The 24,743-nt window shown below is 56.2% G+C and carries 21 protein-coding genes; 11 read left to right on the top strand and 10 right to left on the bottom strand.

Translation table 11 applies throughout. The annotated features are described in order from the left end of the window. The first annotated feature begins 16 nt into the window (after nt 1-16). The gene (locus tag IYV58_RS16560; protein WP_004121932.1) at nt 17-769 is read left to right on the top strand and encodes a proteasome-type protease; all 753 of its coding nucleotides are present in this window, start codon (nt 17-19) and stop codon (nt 767-769) included. Here IYV58_RS16560 and IYV58_RS16555 read toward each other — a convergent pair. Then, the gene (locus IYV58_RS16555) at nt 754-1,521 is read right to left on the bottom strand and encodes an AraC family transcriptional regulator (protein WP_087828981.1); all 768 of its coding nucleotides are present in this window, start codon (nt 1,519-1,521) and stop codon (nt 754-756) included. The genes IYV58_RS16560 and IYV58_RS16555 overlap by 16 nt on opposite strands. A 94-nt stretch (nt 1,522-1,615) precedes the next feature. Between IYV58_RS16555 and IYV58_RS16550 the strand changes: the two genes are divergently transcribed. Continuing rightward, a complete protein-coding gene (locus tag IYV58_RS16550) occupies nt 1,616-2,755 on the top strand; it encodes a Bcr/CflA family efflux MFS transporter (protein ID WP_087828980.1) in 1,140 nt (379 codons plus the stop codon). 121 nt (nt 2,756-2,876) lie between these two features. On the opposite strand, the gene IYV58_RS16545 is transcribed toward IYV58_RS16550, so the two are convergent. Both IYV58_RS16545 and IYV58_RS16540 read right to left on the bottom strand, forming a co-directional pair. Further along, nucleotides 2,877-3,197: an AzlD domain-containing protein gene (locus IYV58_RS16545; RefSeq protein WP_049113028.1), complete on the bottom strand. Its 321-nt coding sequence runs from the start codon at nt 3,195-3,197 to the stop codon at nt 2,877-2,879. Nucleotide 3,198: 1 nt separating this feature from the next. Beyond that, on the bottom strand, nt 3,199-3,942 hold the full coding sequence (locus tag IYV58_RS16540) for an AzlC family ABC transporter permease (RefSeq protein ID WP_004121919.1): 744 nt from the start codon (nt 3,940-3,942) through the stop codon (nt 3,199-3,201). A 129-nt stretch (nt 3,943-4,071) separates the two neighbouring features. On the opposite strand from IYV58_RS16540, the gene IYV58_RS16535 reads away from it, so the two are divergent. Then, a complete protein-coding gene (locus tag IYV58_RS16535) occupies nt 4,072-4,896 on the top strand; it encodes an AraC family transcriptional regulator (protein WP_004121916.1) in 825 nt (274 codons plus the stop codon). Here IYV58_RS16535 and IYV58_RS16530 read toward each other — a convergent pair. Next, nucleotides 4,893-5,579, bottom strand: a complete 687-nt coding sequence (locus tag IYV58_RS16530) for an RluA family pseudouridine synthase (protein WP_004121913.1) — start codon at nt 5,577-5,579, stop codon at nt 4,893-4,895. The two genes, IYV58_RS16535 and IYV58_RS16530, sit on opposite strands and share 4 nt — an antisense overlap. Nucleotides 5,580-5,638: 59 nt before the next feature. After that, nucleotides 5,639-6,532 (bottom strand): LysR substrate-binding domain-containing protein, encoded by an 894-nt coding sequence (locus IYV58_RS16525; RefSeq protein ID WP_004121910.1) that lies wholly within the window; start codon nt 6,530-6,532, stop codon nt 5,639-5,641. 315 nt (nt 6,533-6,847) lie between these two features. Between IYV58_RS16525 and pckA the strand changes: the two genes are divergently transcribed. Continuing rightward, nucleotides 6,848-8,488, top strand: a complete 1,641-nt coding sequence (gene pckA / locus IYV58_RS16520) for a phosphoenolpyruvate carboxykinase (ATP) (RefSeq protein WP_049115016.1) — start codon at nt 6,848-6,850, stop codon at nt 8,486-8,488. A 229-nt stretch (nt 8,489-8,717) separates the two neighbouring features. Continuing rightward, the gene (locus IYV58_RS16515) at nt 8,718-9,203 is read left to right on the top strand and encodes a hypothetical protein (protein WP_004121904.1); all 486 of its coding nucleotides are present in this window, start codon (nt 8,718-8,720) and stop codon (nt 9,201-9,203) included. A 96-nt stretch (nt 9,204-9,299) separates the two neighbouring features. Here the strand turns inward: IYV58_RS16515 and IYV58_RS16510 are convergent, their stop codons facing one another. Further along, nucleotides 9,300-9,827 carry a lipocalin family protein gene (locus tag IYV58_RS16510; RefSeq protein ID WP_004121901.1) on the bottom strand — a complete coding sequence of 176 codons (528 nt, stop codon included), beginning with the start codon at nt 9,825-9,827 and terminating at the stop codon, nt 9,300-9,302. Nucleotides 9,828-10,065: 238 nt separating this feature from the next. Between IYV58_RS16510 and uraH the strand changes: the two genes are divergently transcribed. After that, nucleotides 10,066-10,476 (top strand): hydroxyisourate hydrolase, encoded by a 411-nt coding sequence (gene uraH / locus IYV58_RS16505; RefSeq protein WP_004121899.1) that lies wholly within the window; start codon nt 10,066-10,068, stop codon nt 10,474-10,476. A 79-nt stretch (nt 10,477-10,555) separates the two neighbouring features. On the opposite strand, the gene IYV58_RS16500 is transcribed toward uraH, so the two are convergent. Together IYV58_RS16500 and IYV58_RS16495 are read right to left on the bottom strand one after the other, a co-directional pair. Next, nucleotides 10,556-10,990 (bottom strand): PTS sugar transporter subunit IIA, encoded by a 435-nt coding sequence (locus IYV58_RS16500; RefSeq protein WP_004121893.1) that lies wholly within the window; start codon nt 10,988-10,990, stop codon nt 10,556-10,558. Continuing rightward, a complete protein-coding gene (locus tag IYV58_RS16495) occupies nt 10,987-12,426 on the bottom strand; it encodes a sugar porter family MFS transporter (protein ID WP_049115013.1) in 1,440 nt (479 codons plus the stop codon). Before IYV58_RS16495 ends, IYV58_RS16500 begins: the two co-directional genes overlap by 4 nt. 1,006 nt (nt 12,427-13,432) lie before the next feature. On the opposite strand from IYV58_RS16495, the gene IYV58_RS16490 reads away from it, so the two are divergent. The 3 genes from IYV58_RS16490 (at nt 13,433) to IYV58_RS16480 (ending at nt 17,787) form a co-directional block, all read left to right on the top strand. Further along, nucleotides 13,433-16,645, top strand: a complete 3,213-nt coding sequence (locus IYV58_RS16490; protein WP_195729144.1) for a molybdopterin cofactor-binding domain-containing protein — start codon at nt 13,433-13,435, stop codon at nt 16,643-16,645. Between the two features lie 12 nt (nt 16,646-16,657). Then, complete coding sequence (locus tag IYV58_RS16485) at nt 16,658-17,116, top strand: (2Fe-2S)-binding protein (RefSeq protein ID WP_049115008.1); 459 nt, start codon at nt 16,658-16,660, stop codon at nt 17,114-17,116. A 65-nt stretch (nt 17,117-17,181) separates the two neighbouring features. Beyond that, on the top strand, nt 17,182-17,787 hold the full coding sequence (locus tag IYV58_RS16480; protein WP_049115019.1) for a CTP--molybdopterin cytidylyltransferase: 606 nt from the start codon (nt 17,182-17,184) through the stop codon (nt 17,785-17,787). Nucleotides 17,788-17,851: 64 nt separating this feature from the next. Here IYV58_RS16480 and fdhF read toward each other — a convergent pair whose 3' ends face one another. Both fdhF and IYV58_RS16470 read right to left on the bottom strand, forming a co-directional pair. Beyond that, nucleotides 17,852-19,999: a formate dehydrogenase subunit alpha gene (gene fdhF / locus IYV58_RS16475; RefSeq protein ID WP_195729143.1), complete on the bottom strand. Its 2,148-nt coding sequence runs from the start codon at nt 19,997-19,999 to the stop codon at nt 17,852-17,854. Nucleotides 20,000-20,135: 136 nt separating this feature from the next. Next, nucleotides 20,136-21,608 carry a nucleobase:cation symporter-2 family protein gene (locus tag IYV58_RS16470; RefSeq protein WP_004121868.1) on the bottom strand — a complete coding sequence of 491 codons (1,473 nt, stop codon included), beginning with the start codon at nt 21,606-21,608 and terminating at the stop codon, nt 20,136-20,138. A gap of 635 nt (nt 21,609-22,243) precedes the next feature. Here IYV58_RS16470 and ygfT point away from each other — a divergent pair. Both ygfT and IYV58_RS16460 read left to right on the top strand, forming a co-directional pair. Then, complete coding sequence (ygfT, locus tag IYV58_RS16465) at nt 22,244-24,184, top strand: formate-dependent uric acid utilization protein YgfT (RefSeq protein ID WP_195729142.1); 1,941 nt, start codon at nt 22,244-22,246, stop codon at nt 24,182-24,184. Then, nucleotides 24,181-24,657 (top strand): 4Fe-4S dicluster domain-containing protein, encoded by a 477-nt coding sequence (locus IYV58_RS16460; RefSeq protein ID WP_004121863.1) that lies wholly within the window; start codon nt 24,181-24,183, stop codon nt 24,655-24,657. The genes ygfT and IYV58_RS16460 overlap by 4 nt, the downstream gene beginning before the upstream one ends. Nucleotides 24,658-24,743 lie beyond the last annotated feature (86 nt).

The raw sequence follows: 24,743 nt of genomic DNA, 5'->3' as shown, positions 1-24,743 counted from the left end.
GCAGGAACGAAAAACGATGACCTACTGTGTGGCCATGTGTTTGTCAGATGGACTGGTATTTGCCTCAGACTCCCGCACCAACGCGGGAGTGGACCATATTGCAACGTTTAAAAAACTGCACGTTTTCCATCAGGATGGCGAACGGGTCATGGTGCTGCAGTCGGCGGGAAACCTGGCCACCACGCAAAGCGTGATTAGCCTGCTCAGCGGCCGCATTCGTACCCAGCAGGAGCCCAATCTGATGCAGGTGACCTCGTTATACGACGCGGCGATGCTGATCGGTAAAACCTTGCAGGAGGTGATTCAGCGCGACAGCAGCAATCAGCAGAACTGCGGCAATACCAACTTCAACTGCAACCTGCTGCTCGGCGGGCAGATCGCCGGGGAAACGCACCGGCTGTTTCATATCTACCCGGAAGGCAACTTTATCGAAGCCACACGCGACACGCCCTATTTCCAGATTGGCGAGAGCAAATACGGCAAGCCGATCATCGACCGGGTGTTGACCATCGATACTCCGCTGGAGCAGGCGATGTGCTGCGCGCTGATTTCGATCGACTCCACCCTGCGCAGCAATCTTTCGGTGGGGCTGCCGCTGGACACGCTGCTGTACCGCAGCGGGAGCCTGAGCAGCGCCGAACAGCATCGGATCACCGAAAGCGATCCCTATTTCAATACCATTCGCAAAGCGTGGTCCGAGGGGCTGCAAAGCACCTTTCTCAAGCTGCCGCCGTTTACGCCGGGCGGCCAGAATCAGGCGGAAAAATAACGCCCCGGCGTCATGCCGGTCATGGTGCGGAAAAAGTAGATAAAAGCGCTATCGCTGGCGAAGTCGAGCGCCTGCGCCGTATCGGTGATGCGCTCCCCGGTTGCCAGCATCTCGACCGCTTTCATTAATCGCCACTGTTGTCGCCACTGCTGGTAGGTCATCCCGGTATCGCGGCGGAACAGGCGGCTGATGGTTTTTTCGCTGGCGCCGCAGCGGGCAGCGAGCGCCCCAAGCGCCGGCGGCAGCGCGTCGCCGCAAAGGCTTGCCAGCCGTTTATCCTGCGGCAGCGCGAGCATCATCGGCTCCTGGGCCGCGAGGCGAATTTCCGCCTGGCACAGGGCGGCAAGATGCCGCGCCGGTTCGGCTTCCCAGTCGGTATCCCAGGGGCTGGCGCTGATGCGTTCTAATAGTTCGCGCAGCAGCGGTACCACGTTGAGTATCGCCGACTGTGTTGGCAACTGAGGGTAACGCTGCGGCTGAAACCAGACGGAACGATAATCGACAATGTTTTTCATCTCCGCGCGATGGCTGACTTCAGCGGGGATCCAGGCCGCGCGTCCCGGCGGAAGCAGGCACAGAAGGGCGCCATCGTTGAGGGTCAAACGAACGCATCCCTGACGGGTAAACAGGATCTGCGCCATCTTATGCCGGTGGCTGCCGGAATCGTGATCCCCTAACGCCGACTGTACGCCAATCAGGCGAGTTTTTAAGGTATCCGGATCGAATGCGGCATCAGCGTCAAGCCAGGCCATAATGTCTGATTTCCGATATTTAAAGTCATTATGTTTATAATGTTCGAAAAACGACCTGCCTACAATAGCGCCTCTTGTTTATCCGGAGGTGGATATGTTGGGACGTGCCGCGCTGGTGCTGGTTACCGCGCTACTGATGTTTCCGCAAATAGCGGAAACGATTTATAGCCCGGCGTTGACCGATATCAGCGCCCAATTTTCCGTGAGCGCGCCGCAGGCGGCGCAAACCCTCTCCGTCTACTTTATCGGTTTTGCCGTCGGCGTACTGCTGTGGGGCGGTTTCAGCGATCGCTACGGCCGGCGTCCGGCGCTGCTGGCCGGGCTGGGCGTTTATGCGATGGGATGCCTGATGGCGCTGTGGGCTGCGGATTTTTCGTTGCTGTTGGCGGCACGGATAGTAACGGCTATTGGCGCGGCAACCGGCTCCGTAGTGACGCAGACGGTCCTGCGGGACTGCTATAGCGGGCGGCAGCTGGCGGGGATTTTTTCGTTTATCGGCATGGCGCTGGCGGTGAGTCCGGCCGTCGGAGTCTATATCGGCGGCGCACTGACCGCCATCTGGGGGATGCGCGGCGTCTTCAGCGCGCTGGCGCTTCTGGCCGCCGCGCTCCTGCTGGGCTGCCTGCGGCTGATGCCGGAAACGCGTCCGCAAAATCGCGCTGGGGAACCGTTTCTTCGCGTGATGCGGCGGATGGCGGGGGATAAATATGTCGCGCTGGCGGCAATACTGGTGGCGGCATTTAACGTCAGCCTGTTCAGCTACTACAGCCTGGCCCCGTTTCTGTTCGCCCGATTCAATCTTGATGCCCTGGCCTTTGGCTACAGCGGCGTGGCGCTTGCCGTCGGTTCGCTGCTCGGCGCGCTGCTTAACCGCCTGCTGCTGCGTCAGCATGTCCCACTGGGCCGAATACTGTCGATTGCCTGCATTCTGCACTTCGTCGGCGGCGTCGCGGTGTACGTGCTGCGGGAATCGATCTGGTTTGTGGCGCCAGTGGCGCTGGTGACCCTTGCCTATGCCATGGCGATCCCGCTGGTGCTGGGGTCGGCGCTGAGCGCCTACGGCGACTGTCGGGGCACCGCTGGCGCCTTTTTCGGCCTGTTTTATTATGTGCTGATTGGCGCCGGTCTGCTGGCGGCCGGGTGGGGGCAATCGCTGGGAGCGTCGCTGCTGGTTTGCGCAGGCGTGAGCATTTTTGCCGGGTGGCGCTATATCACCGTGTTCGACAGAGAATAAGGTCAGTTTCTGGCAAAGCTAAGCGATTTAACTTCTTTGTTATTTAACGCGATATCTCACACTTCGGGGGAGTAAAACGGTTAACGCGAAAAGGCAGTGGCAGATGACCACTGCCCGGAGGCTAGAGCAGGAAATAGCTGAAGGATGAAAAGGCTACCATACCAACGATCACGGTGGCGAAAAGACTGCGCGTGATCAGTCCAACAAGCGTCGCGGCAAGAGCGGCCAGCGCTGAAATACTGATACCCGATGGGGTTAATACCGGCTTGCCAACCAGTTCTGCCGTCACAATAGCCGCCATAATGGCAGATGGAATAAAGCTAAGCCATTGCTGCTGAGCCGATGGCAGACGAAAGCGTGAAAGGAGAAGAATCGGCGCCGTACGCATGAGCGCCGTTACCAGCGCTGAAGCAAGAATGGCCAGGATAATATTGCGATCCATTTTATTTCTCCTCTTTGTTACTGAACAGATACAACCCAGCGGTAGCCAGCGTTGCCGCTACAGAGGCTGCGGCGATAACGACGAGACTCATATCGATATGTCCAGAGGTAAATAGCGTGATGAGGACCGCGATACTAATGCTGAACAGTTCCAGCATTTTACGTTGGCTGGCAAACCACAGGGCCAAAACCAGGCCGATGAACATCGACACCAGACTAAAGCTCAATCCTTCCATCAACGATGATGGAAGCGCTGAGGCTAATACGGCGCCTGACACGCAGGCGAGGATCCAGTTTAACCATGCCGTCAGATTGAGTCCGAGCATCCATGGGTAAGTGATACTGTTTTTCCCTCCACCATGTTGTACTGCTACGCCGAAGGTTTCATCCGTCAGCAGCAGTCCGCTGATGATTTTTTGCAGCACCGTGTAGGGACGAAAGAAGATGCTTATGGCTGAACTCATCAACAGATAGCGCAGGTTAACCAGCAGTATGCTTAACACAACGGATGCAATTTCTGCACCGGTCGCCCAAAGCGAATAAAACAGGAACTGCGCCGAACCTGCATACAGGGCGCTGGCCAGCAGCGCTGTTTGAAGAGTGGAAAAACCGGATAGTGTCCCGATAGCGCCGGCGGCGAAACCGATGCTCCAGTAACCGGGAATGGTGGGGAGACAAGCGATGACGCCCTCACGGAATTGCGCTGATGCCCCATTCTTTGCCGAAGTTTTGATTGTAATTAACATTGATGACTTCCATTTTATGCGTTGCTGAATGGTAATCTTAAGAATTGGCCAGGAGCGCGATAGTAAAATCCTGCGCATTTGCGCAACGATCACGATATATATGGGAAAGGTACAAACTGGGGAGATGAGATGCGTGACGATATCAAACTCTGGCGGGACAGCAAACTCCACGGTGGTATGGAGATCCTGCGAGCATCCTGCTATGAACATAGCTATCCGCCGCATTTCCATAATGAATATGTGATCGCTGCTTTTGCACGCGGCGCACAGCGTACCCGTATTTGCCGTGAACGAGGCGTTGCGGCTGCGGGTACGGTGATGGTCATCATGCCTGGCGAGGTGCATACCGGTGAAGCAGTGCAGCGCGATGAGGGGTGGGATTACTGCGCTTTTTATCCCTCCGCAAGCCTGATTGACGAAGTCGCGGAAACGGTGATGGGTGGAAAGGGAGAAGTCAATTTCGGTGGTGAAGGAATGCGATACGATCCGCTTATGGCACGGAGCGTACTTAAGGCTTCCGCCGTGCTAGGCGCCAGCCGCGATTCACTGGAAAAAGAGTGCACTCTCTATCAGGTGCTTAATCAACTAGTGGGGCGCTATGCCGAACGCAGCGTGCGCGGAGGGCGACGACCCGCTGTGAGGGCTGATATTCGTCGGGCGATAGATTTTTTGCACTGCGCATATCAGCAGTCGCTGTCGGTCAAAGAGATCGCGACGGTCGCCGGGCTGAGCGAGTTTTATTTTATGCGCACTTTTCAGGCGCAGACGGGGTTATCGGTGCATCAATATTTGACCCAACTGCGACTGGTCAGAGCAAAAGGATTATTAGCGAAAGGTGCAGGTGCTGCGCAGGTCGCAACGGAGGTCGGTTTTTATGACCAAAGTCATTTGATTAAGTACTTCCGCTTGCATTTTGGCACCACTCCGGGCCTCTTCGCCGCCGCGTCTATTTAAAACCCGCTGGAACTTATCGCATCGATCCGCTCTCCGCTAACCGGATGCACGAAATGCAGTTCGCTGGCGTGTAGCATCAGGCGCGGCGCCTGTTCTGTTCCCGGAAGTAGCAGACCGCCGTACAGGTCGCAGCCCAGAATAGGGTGGCCAAGCTGCTGGCAGTGAATACGCAGCTGGTGGGTGCGGCCGGTTTCCGGCGTCAGTTGGACCCGCGTCACCGGCACGCTATCTTGATAACGCAGGCGCTCAACCACCCGATAGCCGGAACGGGCTGGCTTGCCGCGGCGCGGGCAAATCGTCATCAGCGGAAACAGCGCCGGATCTTTGGCTATCGGGGCGTCAATGGTACCTTCATCGTCCACCAGATGCCCGCACAGCAGCGCGCTGTAAACTTTGCTCACCGTACGCTGGCTGAACTGCTGGCAGAGGGCGGCGTTGATGGCCTTGTTGCGCGCAATCACCATCAGCCCGGAGGTGCCGAAATCAAGACGATGCGCCAGAGTGCAGCCGGGAAACTGCTGTACCAGCCGATAATGTACCGAGTCGAGATTGCGCGGGTTTTTCCCTGACAGGCTGAGCAAGCCTGCGGGTTTATCGATCAGCAGCAGATGCTCATCCTGATAGAGAATGTCAATTTCAGCGTGGCACGGCGGGGCGATAAAGGTATCGATAATCGTAGACATCAGGCTGCGCGAATAGTAAGTGGAGGCGGATGATAGCGAATTTTCCACCGCCAGGCGAATTATGCGCTCACGGCGCTCGTAGACTTAATATGCTGCCAGAAACGCTCGGCGGACTGATTAAGCCGCGCGCCGGAGCGATAGATGTAGGCGCCGATGGGCAGCGAGAGGCTCTCATCCATGATCGCCAGGCGGCCTTCCTCAAGCTCACGTTTGATCGAGTACTGCGGCAGCCAACCCACCCCGTCGCCGTTGAGGATCATGCGTTTTAATAGCTCGCTCATGGAGGATACGAAGGTCAACGAGAAGGTAATCTCCGGCTTGCGGTCGATAACCTGGTTCACCTGGCGACCCATATAGCTGTCGTTGGCATATTTCATCAGCGGCAGCACCCCGCGGTGCAAATTAAAAAGCGGCCTGCCGTGTTTATCACAGGGGGAGACGAGATGCAGCGCCGAGTCGAATATTTTGTGATTGATAAACGGATAGTTCATCAGTTCTTCATTATAAAACGACAGGATAAAATCACTCTTGCCTTCTTTCAGATTGAACACGGCGTCGTTAACGTTAATCGATTCAACATGAAAAGTTTTATTCTTTCTGTCGGTATAACCGGCGATAATTTCGGGGAGCAATAAAACGGAAAGGGAAGGCGCCGCGTCGATTCTTATTTTCTGGGTCGTGTTGTTCAGCCCTTTAATTCGGCTGATCTGGAAATCCATATCATCGAGCATATTACGCGCATAGCCGACAAATATCTTCCCGCGGTTGGTGAGCTGGAGCGGGTTCGCCGAGCGGTCGAAGATGCTGAAGCCCAGCGAGGCCTCAAGCGCCTGAATCCGGCGGCTGAAGGAGGATTGTGAGATATTCCGGCTTTTTGCCGCCAGCGTAAAGCTTCTGGACTCCTCAAGGGCAATCACATCGTAAAGCCATTTTACTTCAAGATTCGCCAGCACAGACTCTTTCCCCACCCCTGCAATAATAGCTATGCAATTTTAGCATAACGCATAGAAACTATGCAATTAACATAATTATCTACAGGTGTTAACATTTTTTGCAGAGTTAGCTTATGACTTATTCGTGCAAGCGATATTTCTAAAGTACAGGCGACACCCTACACGAGCACGATTTTACATCGCCGGCTCTGGCCTTCTCATCCTGTTTATTTAATTTTACGATGGTTTTTTTATTAAAATAAATCCATCCGTTTCACTGACAGGTTGAAATAGCCTAATAGCATCTTATCCAGCCAATAGTTTGTCAGGAGTGCCATGTCACGTATTGAATCAGTAAAAGACGCTCTTCTTTCGCTCGGTATTCAGGAGAGCAGCGAGCTGTTTTATAACCCCGATTACGACTTGCTGATTACGCATGAAACCAGCCCGGAATTAACCGGCGCGGCGCGCGGCGTCATGACCGAGTCCGGGGCGGTTGCTGTGGATACCGGGATCTTTACCGGGCGCTCGCCGCGCGACAAATATATCGTCAGAGACGAGCTGACGCGTGATACCGTCTGGTGGGCCGATTCCGGTCTGGGTCGCAACGATAATAAGCCGCTGAGCCGCGAAATCTGGGCTGACCTGAAGGCGCTGGTCGCCGGGCAATTGAGCGGCAAGAAACTTTATGTTGTTGATGCCTGGTGCGGCGCCAGCCCGGCGACGCGGCTGGGCGTCCGCTTTGTCACCGAGGTGGCCTGGCAGGCGCACTTTGTGAAAAACATGTTTATTGCGCCGAGCGCAGAGGAACTGGCTGAATTTACGCCGGACTTCGTTGTCCTCAACGGCGCCGGCTGCACCAACGATAAATGGCAAGAGCAGGGGCTTAACTCCGAAAACTTTGTCGCATTTAACCTGAGCGAAAAAATTCAGCTGATCGGCGGCACCTGGTACGGCGGCGAGATGAAGAAAGGCCTCTTCTCGGTGATGAACTATCTGCTCCCGCAGCAGGGAATCGCCTCGATGCACTGCTCGGCGAACCGCGGCGAAGCGGGCGACGTGGCGCTGTTCTTCGGCCTTTCCGGCACCGGTAAGACCACGCTTTCCACCGATCCGCTGCGTCAACTGATCGGCGATGACGAGCACGGCTGGGATGATGATGGCGTGTTCAACTTCGAAGGCGGTTGCTATGCCAAGACCATTAATCTTGACCCGCAGGCCGAGCCGGAAATCTATCGCGCGATTCGCCGTAACGCGCTGCTGGAAAACGTGGTGGTCAGAGCCGATGGCAGCGTGGATTACGCCGACGGCAGTAAGACTGAGAATACCCGCGTCTCTTATCCGTTATCGCATATTGAAAACATCGTGAAACCGGTGTCGCGCGCGGGCCATCCGTCGAAGGTGATTTTCCTCGCCGCCGATGCGTTTGGCGTGCTGCCGCCGGTATCCCGCCTGACGACCGATCAGATGCAGTATCACTTCCTGTCCGGTTTCACCTCGAAGCTGGCCGGCACCGAGCGCGGCATTACTCAACCGACGCCGACGTTTTCCGCCTGCTACGGCGCGGCGTTCTTGCTGCTGCACCCGACGCAGTACGCCAGCGTTCTGGCGGCCAAAATGGCGGAGGCCGGCGCTGAAGCCTGGCTGGTTAACACCGGCTGGAACGGCGAAGGCAAGCGTCTTTCGCTGCGTGATACGCGCAATATCATCAGCGCGATTTTAAACGGTACCACCGGCGAGCTGCGTGAAGAAACCGTGCCGGTGTTCGGTCTCGCTATCCCGCAAAGCGTGCCTGGCGTCGACAGCACGCTGCTCGACCCGCGTAGCGGCTGGCCTTCTGCCGATAAATGGCAGGAGAAGGCCGAGAGCCTGGCGCAGTTGTTTATGGATAACTTTAAGCAATATAGCGATACCGACGCCGGGGCCCGGCTGGCGCTAGCCGGCCCGACGCTGGTCAAATCCGCCGTCTCCGCATAAGCTATTTTTTCCGCGTACAAGCCCGGGCAGCCGCCCGGGTTTTTTTATATCCGCAGCGTCCCTGGACCAGGAACTTGACTCTGCCTGGTTAGCGATTATAAATAAAGGGATGCGGGGTTAAGTATTGGGGCTAAATAACTTCATGGCACAATTGTCATGAGAATTATCCTGGCAATCCTGCTGCAATGCTCTCCCCGCTACGGGGGTACGGATAAATAAAGGAATGACTATGAAACTCTGGAGTAAAACGCTGATCGCTTCTGCCGTATGCTTATTTCTTGCAGGCTGTGATGATTCATCAAAAGTTGATGCCAATCTGGATAAAGCTAAAGATAATGCGCAACAAATTAAAGAGGCGGCGGCCGATAAAGCCGAGGCAATTAAGGATCAAGCCGATAAACACATCGACGCGATAAAAAAACAGGCGGCGGACGAGGCGAACAGTCTCAGCAGCCAGGCCTCCAGCATCAAGGCGGAAGCGGATAAAAAAGCGGAGGCTATAGCCCAGCAGGCGCAAGCTCAGGCTGATGCGGTTAAGCAGGATGCCCGACAGAAAAGCGACCAAATTGTCCAGGAAGCGGGAAAAATTAAAGACAACGCGATTGTTGACGCGAATAATCTTGCCAGCGACGCCGCGAATAAAACCAAAGAGATTAAAGAGAGTATCGCTCCCGCGAAAAGCGCTGACGATGCGACTGCAACTCCCCAACAATAACTCTGTCATTATCACCACCTTTTACGACATTATCTTCAGACCTCAGGTTGGCTGAAGATAATGTTCGTAAAAGAGGCCCGCGAACTATCCCCGGCGTTATCGATGATTCACCCAGACGAGCTTTTCGACCGGGAAACCGAGTTCCCGCGCAATGCTGAGATACTCCTGCTTCACGGATTCCGGGATGGTCGGCGTGCGCGACAGGATCCATAAATAGCCGCGATCGGGGCCGCTGACCAGCGCATATTGATACTGGCTATCCAGCGCAATCACGTTGTAGCCGCCGTAAAACGGGCCAAAAAAGGAGACTTTCAGCGCGGCAGTGGTCGGCGCGCCGGTGAAATACGCTTTACCTTCGCTCTCGCTCCATTTCTGTTTCCGCGGATCGTAACCGCGGTTGAGAACGCTGATTCCGCCGTCATTCCGTTGACCGTAGGTTGCGGTTACCCGTTCCAGGCCCCGTTCAAAGCGGTTTTCAAGCCGGGCAATCTCATACCATTTCCCCAGATAACGGCTCGCGTCAAAGTTATTTATCGGCTGAACGCCCTTGGGCGGCGTAGGGGATTTACAGGCGACGAGCGTTAATGCAATAGCAACACCCGTCAGAACAGGCCATATCTTCATGAGAAGTCCTTTTGTGAACGCGGAGGAAAATAAGTATAGCGCAAACGAGCGGGCCTTTATTCACGCCCCGGGGATGCACATTATATTCAGATAATTCTATAACTTCGAATGGGCTGTTGCCCTGCTCGCTATTTTCCTCGTCCTGCTTTCGTTAAGGTGATTATCACAAAAAGTTGAATATATTTTAGCGGCCCAGGTGCTAACGTTTTAACGTTATTATTCACAACGGGAAAACATCGTGAAAAAATTATCCAGTTTGATTCTGTTATCTGCTATGTCTGTCGCTCCAGCCGCGTTTAGCGCCCCTGTCGGGACGCTCAGCGTGCATATTCTCAATCAGCAGACGGGGCTGCCTTCGTCGGGTGTGACCGTTACCCTCGAAAAACAGCAGGCGGATAAATGGACGGCGCTGGCGAGCGCCGTCACGGATAATGATGGACGTATTAAATCGCTGTATCCAGCAGAAGGGGATATGCAGCCGGGGATTTATAAAGTGACCTTTAAAACCGGCGATGATTTCAGCAAACAGAAGCTGGCGACGTTTTTCCCTGAGATCCCGGTACTGTTTACCGTGACGCGTACCAATGAAAAGCTGCATATTCCGCTGCTGCTCAGCCAGTACGGCTACTCCACCTACAAAGGCAGCTAATCGCTACGTCCATCCTGAATAAGCAAAAGCCTGCGCGAAAGCAGGCTTTTATCGGGCGACTATCGGGAGAGAGCCGTGCTTAGTGATTCTGCTGGAGGATCCTTAAAAAATCCTCTTTATTGGCAATCAACGACAGCGCTCTGGCGATGACTTCGTCGCTAAAGATCGACGCCACCTCTCGCAGCACATCAATATGCTCACTCTCTTTGGCGATCACGCCAATGGCAATAAACATAACGTTATTTCTGTCCCAGATCACACCGTCAGGGAACTGATAAATCTCCACCCCCGTTTTGACAATGATGCTGGTGGCTGATTTAGGCAGATGCGGTAGCGTAATGCCGTTACCTAAAAAGGTGGAGACCTGGCGCTCTCTTTCGGCAAGAAACGCCACGCAATCTTCGCTGACATACCCTCTGGCTTTGAAGTCCGCGCCGATCATGGCCAGCACTTCCGCTTTATTTTTCGCCCGGCACGACAGATGGAGATTATCCTGCGTAATAGTATCGATCATAATCCGCTTTCCTTGGTGGCCGTATTGAATCCTGCAGTAGATTTATTTGCCGACAGCTCCTCTTCCAGCTGCTCCAGCGATTTATTCGATGTTTCTGGCAGCGCCGTTATCACAAAAATAATCGCCAGGTAGTTGATCGCGGCAAAAATCAGGAAGACCGGACCTAAACCGAGCTTGGCCTGCAATAATGGGAACAGATAGCTGACGATGGCGTTCATCACCCACATGAAAAATACCGATATGCCCATCGACAGTCCGCGAAACTTCAGCGGGAAAAGTTCCGCCAGCACCACCCAGGTGATAAAGCCCATGGTGCCCTGCATCACGCCAACGAACATCGCGCCGAGCAGCCAGATTGCCGTTGCTTTGATGTCGCCGACCAGCGTGTAGTCTACACCGGCAATGATAAGGTGCAGGGTGGCCATCAGCGCGAAACCATAAATAATGATGGTTTTACGTTTAAAACGGTCAACGAGGAACAGCACCCCAAAGAGCATGCCGCCGACGGAGAACACGCCATTGAGTACGTTGCAGATTAAGGACGTTCTTTCTGAGAAGCCGGCGCTGCTGAGGATCTCAGTACCATAGTACATGATGACGTTGACCCCGGTAGTTTGCTGCAGCGCCGCCCAAATCACGCCGACCAGCAGGAGTTTCAAAATCCACGGCGTCTGGAGAATGGTGATAAAGGCGTTCTGGGAATGCAGCTTTTTGTCCGCCTCGGCCTTAATCAACGTGGTGATATCGTTGAACTCTTTGGTTGCACGTTCAAGTGGGCGGATTTGTTTTAATATTTCCAGCGCTTCTTCATGGCGGTTTTTACTGATTAGCCAGCGCGGGCTTTCCGGCGACCGCAGCATACCGATAAACAGGCAGATGGCGGGGATTGTCTGCACCATCAGCATATAGCGCCAGACGTCCGGTAGATGGCCCCAGAGAATGCCAATAATGGCGTTGATGGCAAAGGCGGCGAGCTGCCCGATAACAATGGCGACTTCGTTTAAGCCGGTCAGCTTACCGCGCATTTCGGTGGGCGCCACTTCAGAAATAAAGGTGGGGGCGGTGACCGAGGCTCCGCCAACGGCATAGCCGAGGATGAAGCGTGAAATCAGCAGTACGGTAATGTCCGGCGCCAGCGCGGACATTAAGGCGCCGATGAAAAAGATGAAAGATAAAAAGAGCAGGTACTTTCTTCTGCCAAAGAAATCCGCGAATTTTCCGCCGAAAACGCTACCTAGCGCGGCGCCAATCAGCAACACGCTCATGACCAGGCCTTCGGTGGTTGGGGTCAAGGCCATATATTGTTTCAGTGAAGAAAATGCGCCATTAATAACGCCGGTGTCATAACCGAATAACAGGCCACCGAATGTCGCTACTAAGGTTATTTGGTGTAGTCGCTTTCTCTGCTGTAGGTTCAGATTCATAATAAGAGACATTTTTATACCTTTTGTTTTGATTAACGGCACGAGATAAAAATGTGTCATCCCATCCCAACCACGCTCTGTCTTTTCGCTTTATGAAGCCTGGCTGACATAAAATGGTTTTTTGCCCTGAGTGCTCCTATCCAGCGCGATTGCAGCGCGCTAAATAAAACCGGTTAAAGAGGTTTCTTTTTGATGAATGAGGAATCATCGGTATACGCGGGGTTTTGTCCTCCGGGATGGGTGAGGTTCAACATGTCCCGGGCAGCGTTGTGGTATGAACGGATGGTATGGCATGGGCCAACATAAACGGTTCTGATAACTCCTGATCTCACTTCCTTCATTGCATCCTCCGGGGTTAGGATTTCTGCTGCACCATCAAGGTGGTCAGGGTGCGTTTAGTGAGAAGGTATTATTACCGCTGCAACTGAAACAAAAATACAAATAGATCACATTTTGAAAGTTTTATTTCGATTTGTCGTTGTGGCTTATCTGTAACATCTATGTGTCTATAATAGCTATTTTTATAATTAACTGATATATAAAGTAATTTTTAGGATTGATTATGCGCTTTAACGGCGATGGCAGGGAAGCGAATTGTTAAAATTATGATATATATCACATTTGTTAATATGCCGGGTTATGGAATTTAAATTTCATTATTAAGTTTATTTTATTTTTTATTCGAAATTTGAGAGGTGCAGCGGTAAGGGAAAAGTACAACGCATCGCGCCATCTGCGCGCTTTTTGACGCCGGTTGATGGGGTGAATAATACTTATGGTCAATATCTGGCGGTAGACCCCCTCTGAGTAATACCATCGAGAAGCGCCAATTATCATTGTGATACGCACGCTCTCTTTTTGATAATCCTTCTGACGATATCATCCGCCTTCGATGGTTTAACCTGCCGCTATTTTTAGAGACGCCTCACATAACTCAGCCTGAAATAACCCTTTATTTATAGATGGCATAGCCATTGCTTGATTCCGTTATCTTTCTTTGTGAGTGGAGACTGAAAATATGGATACATTGCTAGTTGGCAGTGAGGTGCCCCGCGTCGATGGGCTCGCCAAGGTGACGGGTAAAGCGGTCTATGGCGATGACATTATTATGAACAATATGCTATATGGCGTATGCCGCTACGTGGATATACCCGCCGGGCGCATCGATGCGCTCGACCTGTCGGAGGCGGAAAAAGTGCCCGGCGTCGTGCGTATTGCCAACTGGAATGATATCCCCGGCCAGCGCAAACTGGGGGCGATCGTTCCCGATCATCCGCCGATTATCGACAAGGAGATCGCCTATCGCGGCGACGTGGTTGCCGTGGTGGCGGCGGAAACCTACGAGGCAGCCTGCATCGCGGTCGATAAAATCAAAATCACCTACACCCCGTGGGAGCCGATTACCTCCCCGGAAGAGGCGATGAAGCCCGGGGCGCGCCTTATTCACAGCGAACTCGATAGCAACATCATTAACCGCCACCATACGGCGAAGGGCGATATCGACGCCGGATTCGCCGCCTCCAGCCATATTTTCGAACGCGAGTATGAGGTGGGTTTCCAGGAGCACGGCTATATTGAGCCGGAATCGATCACCGCCTACCTGGATAATAATGAACAGATAATGACCATCGAGGGGTCGATTCAGAATGCTCACCGTACCCGGGCGGTGATTGCCAAATACCTCGACCTGCCCCAGGCGAAGGTGAACATTAAGCGCTCCGTGCTGGGCGGTTCCTTCGGCGGCAAGGATGACATTATTGATAACGTCTCCTGCCGCGCGGCGCTGCTGGTGCACCTGACCGGGCGGCCGGTTAAGATCTCGTATAACCGCGAACAGTCGATGCGCGAGAGCTACAAGCGCCACCCCTATAAGATGAAATACCGCATTGGCGTGGACGACGACGCGCGTATTCAGGCGATTAAAATCGACATTATCGCCGATGGCGGCAGCTACTGCGGCCAGACGGTGTTTGTCACCTGGCGCAGTTCCGTGCAGGCCGCGGGCCCCTACAATATTCCTAACGTGCGCGTCGATCTGGTGGGCGTTTACACCAACAACAACTACACCTCGGCCTACCGCGGCTACGGCGCGCCGCAGGTCATTTTCGCCAACGAATCGCTGATGGATGAGGTGGCGGGCGAACTGGGCCTGTCGCCCGTCGAATTCCGCCTGCGCAACATACTTAAGCAGGGCGATACCAGCATGGCCGGACAGGTCTTCAGCGAGCATACCGTCTCCGCGCAGGAGGTGCTGGAGAAAACGCTGCTCAAGGCCGAATACGAGGCCAAACGCGAGCACTACAAAAAGCTTAACGCGGAAGGCGGCCCGATCCGCTACGGGATTGGCTTCGCGCTGAGCCACCGCGGCTGCTCTCTGGGGGCCGAGGGGCTGGATGCGTCCTCGGCGCTGATTCAGGTGAATGCCGACGCCAGCGTCAACATTTCTACCTCGGTATCCGAGAACGGGCAGGGGCTGCAGACCACCATGTCGCTGCTGGCGGCGGAAGCGTTCGGTATTGCGCTCGATAGGGTAATGTTTAGCGAACCGGCCACGGCGATGATCGCTGACGGCGGCTCAACGGTCGCTTCGCGCGGTACCCTGATGGGCGGCCAGGCGATTCTGAGCGCGGCGAACAAAATTAAACAACGCATGGCGGACGCCGTGAGGGAAACGCTGAAAGCGCAGAGCCTCGACGATATCGCCTGGCAAAATGGCAAAGTGTTCAACCGTCACAGCCCGGCACTTAGCCTCAGCTTCCAGCAGGTGTGCGATATGACCCGGGCTACCGGGGCAAACCTCTCTGCCTACGGCTGGCACGTGGCGCCGAATATTCACTGGGATGAGGAGAAGGGTTGCGGCAGCCCCTATTTCACCTGGGTGTACGGCTGCCAGTTGGCCGACGTGGCGGTGGATACGCGCACCGGTAAAATCACCGTCAATAACGTCGTCGCCACCCACGATGTCGGTAAAGTCATTAACCCGGTTGGTTTTAGCGGCCAGGTTTACGGCGGCGTGCTGCAGGGGATGATCGGTTACGGCATGCTGGAGGATTTCAACACCGAGCACGGCGTGGTGAAATCGGAAAACTTCGATACCTATCTGCTGCCGACCATCAAGGATATGCCGCACATCGATATCATTGCGGTGGAAAACTACGATCAAGCGGGGCCAATGGGGGCGAAGGTTATCGGCGAACCGGTACTGGAACTCGGCGCCGCGGCCCTAAACAACGCGGTGAGTTTCGCCATCGGGCGGCCTAACCGGACCCTGCCGCTAACCCTCGAGCAGGTTCGCCTGGGTTACAACCTCAAAAAACCGGAGCGCCAGAGCGAGCAGATGCTGGAGTCGGGTGATAAGAAACAGGTTCATCGCCTCAATACCCTGTCGCTGAGCGTACCGCAAACCCTGAAACAGGCCCTGACGCTGATGGCCGAGAAGGGGGCGATGCCCATCGCCGGCGGCACCGATGTGCTGGTGCAGGCGCGGATGCTGTCCGGCGAGGTGCCGCTTGTCAATATCGCCGGGCTGGCGGAGCTGAAGGAGGTCTTTGACGTGGAGGGCGGCGTCTCGATTGGCTCCGGTGTCTGCTTTACCGACCTGGTTAAGCATCCGTTGATTCAGCAGCGCTATCCGCTGCTGGTTACCGCCTGTAAAACCGTCGGCTCCCTGCAGCTGCGCAACCGGGCGACAATCGGCGGCAATATCGTTAACGCCGCCCCGTGCGCGGACTCCATGCCGCCGTTGATTATTTACGAGGCGGAGGTGGAGCTGCGCAGCGCGCGCGGAACGCGCCGGATGCCGGTCAGCGAATTTGTCGTGGGCGGCTATCGCACCCTTCTTGAGCCCGATGAGCTGGTTGTCCGCTTTATCCTGCCGGCGCCGACGCAGCAGCCGCTGATCAATCGCTATCTGCAGCTTGGCCGGCGCAATGCGTTGAACATTACGCGCCAGAGCCTGACCGGGCAGTTTATGGTCGATAAAGGCGTGGTTCGCCTGTGCCGTCTGGTGGATGGCGCGCTGATGGCCAAACCGCAGCGGCTGCTCGAGGTTGAGCAGGCGCTCATCGGCCGGACGCTGGACGCCGCCACCATTGACTATGCGGCCGGGGTGCTTCACGACAAGGTAGAGAAAGCCATCGGGGGACGCTGGTCAGCGCCTTATAAGGTCCCGGTATTTATCGATATGTTCCGGCAGATGCTGCAGGAAGTTATGACAGAGCAGAAAAAATAAGGAGCCATGAACATGAACCATATTGAGCTAAGAGTGAATGGCATCCGCATTGCCCGCGATGTGAAAGACAATGTCCGCCTGATCGATTTTCTCCGTGAAGATCTCAAGTTAACCGGCACCAAAGAGGGCTGCTCGGTGGGCGAGTGCGGAGCCTGCACCGTCATTATGGACGGCAAATCCGTCTGCTCCTGCCTGCTGCTGGCCGCCCAGTGTAACGGGGCGGAGGTTACCACCGTCGAAGCGCTGCATCACGATCCGGTCGGTAAAAAATTGCAGAACGCCTTTATTCGTCACGGCGGCGTTCAGTGCGGCTTCTGCACGCCCGGCGTGTTGATGAGCGCCAAGGCGCTGCTGGATGCTAACCCTAATCCCAGCGACGATGAGTTGAAAGAGGCGCTGGAGGGGAATATCTGCCGCTGTACGGGATATCAGCCGATCATTACCTCGATTAAAGCGGTGCTGAAACCCTGATCGCCGCAAGCGCCGCCGTCGCCAGCCGACGGCGGCGCTTTTTCGGCTGCAGGAGGAGGATGACGATGAGCAAAAAAATGGATAAACAGTGCATTATGCTGGCCGCCGGGCTCTCCAGCCGGATGGGGAAATGGAAAATGATGCTGCCGTGGAGCGAAGGAACGATTCTGGATAGCGCCCTTGCCGGCGCCCTGGCATTCTGCGATCGGGTAGTGCTGGTGACGGGGTTTCGCGGCGATGAGTTGGCCGCATGCTATCAGGATCATCCGGGCGTAGAGGTGGTCTTTAACCCGCGATATCAGGACGGCATGTTCTCTTCGATTCAGTGCGGGGTGGGCCATATCAGCGCTTCGCGTTTCTTTCTGGCGCTGGGTGATATGCCGGAGGTGACGCCGGGCGTCTACCGCCGGCTGTGGGACAACGCCGACGCCGAGAGCTGTCTTATTCCGGCCTACGAGCGCGGCAAAGGCCACCCGGTTCTTCTGCCGAAGCGGGCGATCTCGCTGATTCGTCGCGCCCCGCAAGGAGCCACCCTGCGGGACGTTATCGGTCAGATGGCGGTGCGCGTTATTCCCGTGGCGAGCCAGGGGATTCACTGGGACGTTGATACTCCGCAGCAGTATCTTGAGGTCGCGCGACGCTGCCGTAAGGATCAGGTCGCTGTCGGTTAGCGTTGGAGAAGGGAATAAGAAGAGACAATATCGCCCCGGGATGCGCGCCGCGGGGCGATATTTTTTACCCCGCGGCGCTTTCGCGCAGGCGGGTTTTCAGCTGGTTGTATTGATCAATAACGTACCGTTCGGCGGCTTGCCGATCGGCAATGCGCTCAACGTTAACCGCGCAGTACTTGTACTCGGGGGTTTTGGTTATCGGGCTGAGATTCTCGGTGACCAGCTCGTTGCAGGCGCCGATCCACCACTGATAGGTCATATAAACCGCCCCTTTATTCGGCCTGTCGCTGACCTTCGCCCGGGAAATCACCTTGCCTTTGCGCGAGTTAACCCACACCAGTTCTTCGTCCTCAATGCCGAGCCGTTTGGCGTCGGCGGTGTTGATCTGGATGTAGCCCGGTTCGTCCGCCAGTTTGGCCAGCGCCGCGCAGTTGCCGGTCATCGAGCGGCAGGAGTAATGGCCCACTTCGCGCACTGTGGAGAGCACCAGCGGATACTTGTCGCTCAGCGTATCGATCGGCGCCTGCCATTCGCAGGTGAAGAACTGCGCCAGTCCGTTTGGGGTGGAGAAGCGCTCCGCAAACAGATACGAAGTGCCCTGATCCGCCTCGGACTCGTCGCGGCACGGCCACTGCACGTAGCCCAGCTCTCCCATCTTCTCATAGGTCGCGCCGAAGAAGTTGGGGCACAGCTGGCGGAGCTCATCCCAAATCTGCTGCGTGTTGTCGTACTTCATCGGATAACCCATGCGGGTGGCGATCTCGCAGATGATCTGCCAGTCGGTCTTCAGATCCCACTTCGGCTCAACCGCCTTGAAAAAGCGCTGGAAGCCGCGGTCCGCTGCGGTATAGACGCCCTCATGCTCGCCCCACGAGGTCGAGGGCAGAATCACATCGGCCGCCGCGGCGGTTTTGGTCATGAAAATATCCTGGACGATAACCAGTTCCAGATCCTCGAAGGCCTGACGCACGGCGGAAAGCTCGGCGTCGGTCTGCAGCGGATCTTCCCCCATGATATATGCCGCCCGCACTTCACCGTGCGCCACGCGGTGTGGCAGCTCGCTGATGCGGTAGCCGGGGTTCTCAGGTAGGCTCTCGACGCCCCAGGCGTTGGCGAACTTTTCCCGGTTTTCCGGGAATTTCACATACTGATAGCCCGGAAAGGTGTCCGGCAGCGCGCCCATGTCGCAGGCCCCCTGAACGTTGTTCTGACCGCGCACCGGGTTAACGCCGACGTGCGGTTTCCCCAGGTTGCCGGTGAGGATCGCCAGGCTGGTCAGGGCGCGTACCGTTTCGACGCCCTGCCAGAACTGTGTCACCCCCATTCCCCACAGAATCATGGCGTTTCCTGCGGTGGCGTACAGCCGCGCGCATTCGCGAATCTGCCCGGCGCTGATGCCGGTGATGGCTTCCACCGACTCCGGCGTATAGCCTTCAACGATGTTGCGATACGCTTCGAAGCCTTCGGAACGCCCGGCGACGAAGGGTTTATCGTACAGATCCTCTTCGATAATGACGTGCCCGAGGGCGTTGAGCAGCGCAATATTGGAACCGTTTTTCAGGGCAAGGTGCAGATCGGCAATGCGCGCGGTTTCGATTTTACGCGGATCGCAGACGATAATTTTCGCCCCGTTGCGTTTGGCGTTGAGGATATGATTCGCCACGATAGGGTGCGAATCCGCCGGGTTATAGCCGAAAATAAACACCAGATCGGTATTATCGATCTCGGTGATAGCATTACTCATCGCGCCGTTGCCGACCGACTGGTGCAGACCTGCAACCGAAGGGCCGTGTCAGACGCGTGCGCAGCAGTCGACGTTATTGGTACCAATAACGGCGCGCGCAAATTTTTGCATGATGTAGTTGGTTTCATTGCCGGTGGCGCGCGAAGAGCCGGTGGTCTGAATCGCGTCCGGGCCATACTTCTCTTTAATGGCGCTCAGACGGGTGGCGACGTAATCGAGCGCCTCATCCCAGGAGACGGATTCTAGCCTGCCGCCGCGCTGGCGGCGGATCATCGGGGTTTTCAGGCGCGGCGTGAGGATCTGGGTATCGTTAATAAAATCCCAGCCGTAGTAGCCCTTCAGGCACAGGGTACCCTGATTGTTTTTTCCCATAGCGGCATCGGCGCGGGTAATCTTTCCCTCTTCTACCGTGAGCTGCATTTTGCAGCCGGAGGCGCAGTAGGGGCAGACGGTCGTTACTTTCTTCATAGTAAGGGTCCTTAATCTTAGAACAGCAGGGCAAAACTAAAGCGGCCGTTCAGGCCCTGCGCGATCCCCTGCTGTACGACGGGGATCGCCAGCAGCAGCAGGGTTAGCAATGCGAACAGGAGTCTGGTGAGCATCGTTACCCCTCCTGGGCTTCTTCCGGCTGTTTCTCCTTTTGAACTTTGCGCAGCAGGAGCCACATTCTGACGGTTCTGACGGCCATGTTGCGTGCCGCCGAACTTGGCGGGGCCGGATCGGGGACCGGCGTTTCGTGGTTAACGCGCAAAGGCACGCTGCCGTTGAGGGTGAGGTTGGCGACAATAGCCGTCAGGGTACCGATCGTAATCCCGCTGTGCAGAAACAGCTGAACCATCGGCGGAAACTGGGTGAATAAGTTGGGCACCAGTACCGGCATCATGCCGAGGCCGAGCGTTAATGCCACCACCATACCGTTATTATTGTTGCGGTAGTTGACCTGTCCCAGGGTACGAATACCAGACACCGCCACCATACCGAACATGACAATGCCTGCGCCGCCGAGGATCGGTTTCGGTATCAGCACCACCAGCGCCGCCATCCTCGAGAACACGCCCATCAGAATCAGAATGATGCCGGAGACCGACACCACAAAACGGCTGCGCACCCCGGTTAAACCGATCAGGCCGACGTTTTGCGCGAACGCGGCGTAGGGAAACAGATTGAAGAAGCCGCAGATGGTGGTCGCGATACCGCAGGTGTTGAGGCCGTTGCGCAGCATCTTCGCGTCCACCTTTTTCCCGACGATATCCCCGGTCGCCATCATCGAGGACATGGTTTCCACCATCACCACTACCATCACCATCGACAGCAGGGCGACGGGGATAATATGAAACTCAGGTTTGGCGAAGGGCATCAGGGTCGGCAGATGGAGCCAGGGAGTGGCGTGGACCAGACTGAAGTCGAGAGGCTTAAAGCAGCTCCAGAGTACGGTGCCGATGATAAGACCGATCAGCACCGACGTGTTTTTCACGACGCCGGAGGCGAAGGTGTAAATATTGAGAATAATCACCAGCGTAATCGCCGCCATCAGCAGCGAGAAGGGGGCGCCAAAGCCGCTCATTTCGCTGCTGCCGCCACCAATCCACCCGCCTGCCACCGGCATAATTGACATGCCGATAAGCGTGACGATACTGCCCATCACCACCTTGGGAAAGAAGCGGATAAGCTTACTAATCCACGGCGCGCAGCAGAGGATGAATATACCGGACACGATCACCGCCCCGGAAATCCCGCCGATCCCGTACTCCTTACCGATCAGCACCATCGGAATCAGCGCCGCGAAGGTACAACCCTGGATAAGCGGCAGCCGGCAGCCGAGCCATTTACCAACCCCCAGCGACTGCACGATGGTGGCCGCGCCGCAGATAAACAGGTCGGCGCTGATGAGTAAAATAATGTGTTCCGGCGGGAGCCCTACTGCGTTGCCCACTACCAGCGGAACCGCCACGGCGCCGGCGTACATCACCAGCACGTGCTGTAGCCCATAAAGAATCATTTGCGTAACGGGTAAAACTTCATCGACCGGCGCGGTCGAGCTCCCGTTTCGTGAGGCGGAATTGGCGATATCTTTCATGAAGTTGTTATCTCCTGTACGACTTCACTCCGTATATACCCTTCATACTTCAAGTTGCTTGTGCGTTGGCTTTCCTCGCTCACCCCAGTCACTTACTAGAGTAAGCTCCTGGGGATTCGCTGTGTCGCCGCCTTCCTGCAACTCGAATTATTTTGGGTATAAGCGTGAACAGAGCCGAAGTTACGATTCGAAGGCCGCTGCCTCCCTGAGCTGATGCGTTCACCAGCGTGTTGCGCGCACGTTGAGTGATATGCGTAAGCTGTGCCAAAAATAAACATCCGGAGAATCGAAGAGGAATTGTGTGAAATAACTCACGGGAAAAAGGGCGGAATATCTCTCTGAGGGCAATATCTTTAAATAAGACGCGTTGGCAAAAAATGTGCGCTATCACATTGAGATAGGGACAATCTCATTTTGGTATTACGCACGATACGTTGAATTATCAACATGATTAAATCCAGAACGCAGCGAATAATCTTCGCTCAGCGCGCGTGGATAATTATCTCGCCGTTACGCTGAGGGGCACTTTTTTTTGAGGCGGCTCGCAAAAATGAGCAGCATATGAATACCCTGAAAAAAATCGCCTGATTATTGCATCGCTTCCCGGTGAGTCCTGAAATAATAAAGGGAAGCAAATGAATAAATTTATCGTTGCCGATTCTGCAAACTGTATTGGCTGCCATGCCTGTGAAGTGGCCTGCGTCACCTCTCATCGCCAGGACCGCTGGCCCCAGCAGCGCAGCGACTTTCTTCCACGCATCCGCGTGTTCTTCAACCGTAAGGCCAGTAGCGCGACGACCTGCCGCCACTGCAACGACGCGCCCTGCGTCGGCTCCTGTCCGACCCAGGCGCTGCGCGTGGCGAACGACAGCGTTCAGTTTACAGAGGCGCTGTGCATCGGCTGTAAAAACTGCGTCATCGCCTGTCCCTTTGGGGCCATTGAGATGGTGGCCAACGATGACGACGCGCCGCAGCTGGCGCAGAAGTGCGATCTTTGCAGCCAGCATCCTTCCGGTCAGCAGGCGTGCGTGGCTAGCTGTCCAACCCAGGCGCTGCGCCTGATGGATGAGGCTGCCGTTAACCAACTGCGCAACGCGCGGCAGATCCGATCTGCGCTGGAAAGACCGCTGAAGGGCGTTCGCGGCGCGAGACGTAACGCGATACTCAATAAACCTCCGCGCGTTGGGGCGAAAAAAGTGCCCGCCGATGACCGCCTGCGGCATTTCGGCGAAATCTATCAACCGCTGGGCGAGCGTGACGCGGAATATGAGAGCGAACGCTGCCTCTACTGTGCACAGAAGGCGTGGTGCAACTGGACCTGTCCGCTGCATAACCACATTCCCGATTTCATCCGCCTGGTGAACGAAGGCAAGATTATCGAGGCGGCGGAACTGTGTCATCAGAGCAGCTCCCTGCCGGAGATTTGCGGCCGCGTCTGTCCGCAGGACCGGCTGTGCGAAGGGGCCTGTACCTTAAAGAACGAGGGCGGCTCGGTCGCCATTGGCAATCTTGAGCGCTATATCACCGATACCGCGCTGGCGATGGGCTGGCGACCGACAATCGACAACGTGGCCCCGCGCCGGGAGCGGGTGGCGGTGATTGGCGCCGGGCCCGCCGGACTGGGCTGCGCCGATATTCTCGTGCGCGCGGGCGTGCACGTTGACGTCTTTGATCGCCATCCGGAAATCGGCGGCCTGCTGACTTTCGGTATCCCGCCGTTCAAGCTGGATAAAAAGGTGCTTGAGATGCGCCGCGACATTTTTAGCGCCATGGGCGTCAATTTTCATCTCAACCAGGAGGTGGGTCGCGACGTGGCCTTTGCCGATCTGCTGAAAAACTATGACGCGGTTTTCCTCGGCGTGGGTACCTACGGTCTGATGGCCGCCGGTCTGGCGGGAGAGAACGCCCCCGGCGTGATTCAGGCGCTGCCGTTTCTGATTGCCAGCACCCGCGAGGTGATGGGGCTTGAAGAGAGCGCCGAGTATCCGCTGATCGACATTAAGGGGAAACGGGTGGTGGTGCTTGGCGGGGGAGATACGGCGATGGACTGTCTGCGTACCGCCGTTCGCCGCGGCGCAGCGAGCGTGACCTGCGCCTACCGTCGCGATGAGCTAAGCATGCCCGGGTCGAAAAAAGAGGTGGTGAACGCGCGGGAAGAGGGGGTGAAATTTGAGTTTAACGTGCAGCCGCAGCGCATTCAGCTCAACCGTAAGGGGCAGGTCTGCGCGGTAGAGATGATCCGCACGAAGATGGGCGAGCCGGGCCCGGACGGCCGCCGTCGGCCGCAGCCGATCCCGGATTCCGGGTTTGAACTTAAAGCCGATGTGCTCATTATGGCGTTTGGCTTTCAGGCTCACGAGATGCCGTGGCTGCGCGGCCACGGGATTAAGCTGGACCGCTGGGGGCAGATAGTGACCGGTGGCAAAGGGCGCGGAACGACGCAAACCAGCCATGACAAAATTTTTGCCGGCGGCGATGCCGTGACCGGGGCGGACCTGGTGGTCACCGCCATGGTTGCCGGGCGGCAGGCGGCCAGCGAGATGCTGACGCAATTCACGGCCCGGGAGGAGATATGACCCGTTTTATCGTTGCCAGTTCGCAGGCCTGCATCGGCTGCCGGACCTGTGAGGTAGCCTGTGCGCTGGAACACGTGGCGCCGGGGGCAGAGTTTCACCCCCGCCTGAAAGTGATGCGCCTCGACGATGTTAGCGTGCCGGTGATGTGTCATCAGTGCGAGAACGCGCCCTGCGTGGGCGCCTGTCCGACCGGGGCGCTAAGTATGGGGGCGGAGAAGGTGGAAGCTGACGGCGGGCGCTGCATTGGCTGCCAGAGCTGCGCGATCGCCTGCCCGTTTGGGGCGATTACCATCGAGGTGAAGGCCGGTCTGACGCCGGTTATCGTTAAGTGCGATCTTTGCGGTACCCGCGAGCGCGGCCCCGCCTGCGTTGACGTCTGCCCGACGGCGGCGCTGAGTATCATGACCGAAGAACAGCTTAACGCGCTGCAAAAGCAGCGCAATATCGCCACCGCCGCGCTGCTGTCGCTGTAAACGTTGCGCCCGGCGGCGCAGAAGCCGCCGGGCAATTTCACGCGCGTTCTGTCAGCAAAAAAAAAACCGGCTTGCCAGCCGGTTTA

It is taken from the genome of Klebsiella sp. BDA134-6 (assembly GCF_015601345.1).
GTDB lineage: Bacteria > Pseudomonadota > Gammaproteobacteria > Enterobacterales > Enterobacteriaceae > Klebsiella > Klebsiella grimontii.
This window is presented reverse-complemented; position numbering and strand designations above follow the sequence as displayed.